Origin of the sequence: Mycobacterium sp. E735 (genome assembly GCF_001666955.1) — a bacterium.
Taxonomy (GTDB): domain Bacteria; phylum Actinomycetota; class Actinomycetes; order Mycobacteriales; family Mycobacteriaceae; genus Mycobacterium.
In genome coordinates this window covers 1-1,225 of record NZ_LZIX01000254.1, presented here as the reverse complement: position 1 = coordinate 1,225, position 1,225 = coordinate 1, and the positions used below count along the sequence as shown (strand labels likewise).

The 1,225-nt window shown below is 72.9% G+C and carries 1 protein-coding gene and 2 pseudogenes; all 3 read left to right on the top strand.

Features of this window, described 5'->3' with window-relative positions:
- Nucleotides 1–253 (top strand): annotated as a pseudogene (locus A5704_RS20955) (aspartate aminotransferase family protein); the annotation flags it as partial.
- On the top strand, nucleotides 253–861 hold the full coding sequence (locus A5704_RS20950; protein ID WP_067748321.1) for a histidine phosphatase family protein: 609 nt from the start codon (nucleotides 253–255) through the stop codon (nucleotides 859–861). The pseudogene A5704_RS20955 and the gene A5704_RS20950, both read left to right, overlap by 1 nt.
- A gap of 17 nt (nucleotides 862–878) precedes the next feature.
- Nucleotides 879–1,225, top strand: a pseudogene (locus A5704_RS29345) (hypothetical protein); the annotation flags it as partial.

Sequence of the window (1,225 nt, the reverse complement as noted above, 5' to 3'; positions counted from 1 at the left end):
TTCACGGGCCGGCAACATGCTCAGCGTGTTCTTCACCGACGCGCCGGTGACCGACTTCGCCTCCGCGCGGGCCAGCCAGACCTGGCGCTATCCGCCGTTCTTCCACGCCCTGCTGGATGCGGGCGTCTACCCGCCCTGCAGCGCCTTCGAGGCCTGGTTCGTCTCGGCGGCGCTGGACGACGCGGCGTTCGACCGGATCGCCGAAGCCCTGCCCATCGCGGCCGAAGCGGCCGCCCAGGAGGACAAGCCCTGATGGCCGATCAAACGCGAGTCCACGTGGTGCGCCACGGCGAGGTGCACAACCCGAGCGGCGTCCTCTACGGACGGCTGCCCGGATTCCACCTGTCCGACAAGGGTCGCGAGCAAGCGGCCGCGGTCGCCGACGCGCTGGCCGGCCGGGACATCGTCGCGGTGGTCGCCTCCCCGCTGCAGCGGGCCCAGGAAACCGCAGCGCCGATCGCCGCCAAGCACGACGTGGCCGTGGACACCGACCACGACCTGATCGAATCGGCGAACTTCTTCGAGGGCCGCCGCGTCGGCCCGGGTGACGGCGCCTGGCGCGACCCGCGGTTCTGGTGGCAGCTGCGCAACCCCTTCACCCCGTCGTGGGGTGAGCCGTACGCCGAGATCGCGGCGCGGATGACGACCGCGGTGGACAAGGCCCGCGCGCGTGCGGCCGGCCGCGAGGTGGTGTGCGTCAGCCACCAGCTGCCCGTGTGGACGCTGCGGCTGCACCTCACCGGCAGGCGGCTGTGGCACGACCCGCGCAGGCGGGAGTGCGGGCTGTGCTCGATCACCACCCTGGTGTACGAGGGCGACCGGCTGGCCGACGTCGAGTATCGGGAGCCGGCGGCGCTTTGATCGCATGGCGACTGGCGATGGCGGGGGTCGTGGTGACGACCCTCGTTGCGGGCTGCTCGTCCGGTCGTGACGCGGTGGCCCAGGGCGGCACCTTCGAATTCGTCTCGCCGGGCGGGAAGACCGACATCTACTACGACCCGCCGTCGGCCCGCGGCCGCCCCGGCCCGCTGACCGGCCCCGACCTGGCCGACCTCGGCGCGGCAGGGGCCGCACCACTGGCCCCAGATGTTGATGACGACGACCCGGCCGGCGAAGATCGGGTCGTTCAGCGACAGCGGGTGGGCGGGGTCGGCCCGGGTGACGGCGCCTGGCGCTATCCGCCGTTCTGGTGGCAGCTGCGCAACCCCTTCACCCCGTCGTGGGG

Excerpts from the sequence above, each read along its gene's own strand:
- A5704_RS20950 (WP_067748321.1), top strand. The coding sequence starts at position 253 with ATGGCCGATCAAACGCGAGTCCACGTGGTGCGCCACGGCGAGGTGCAC.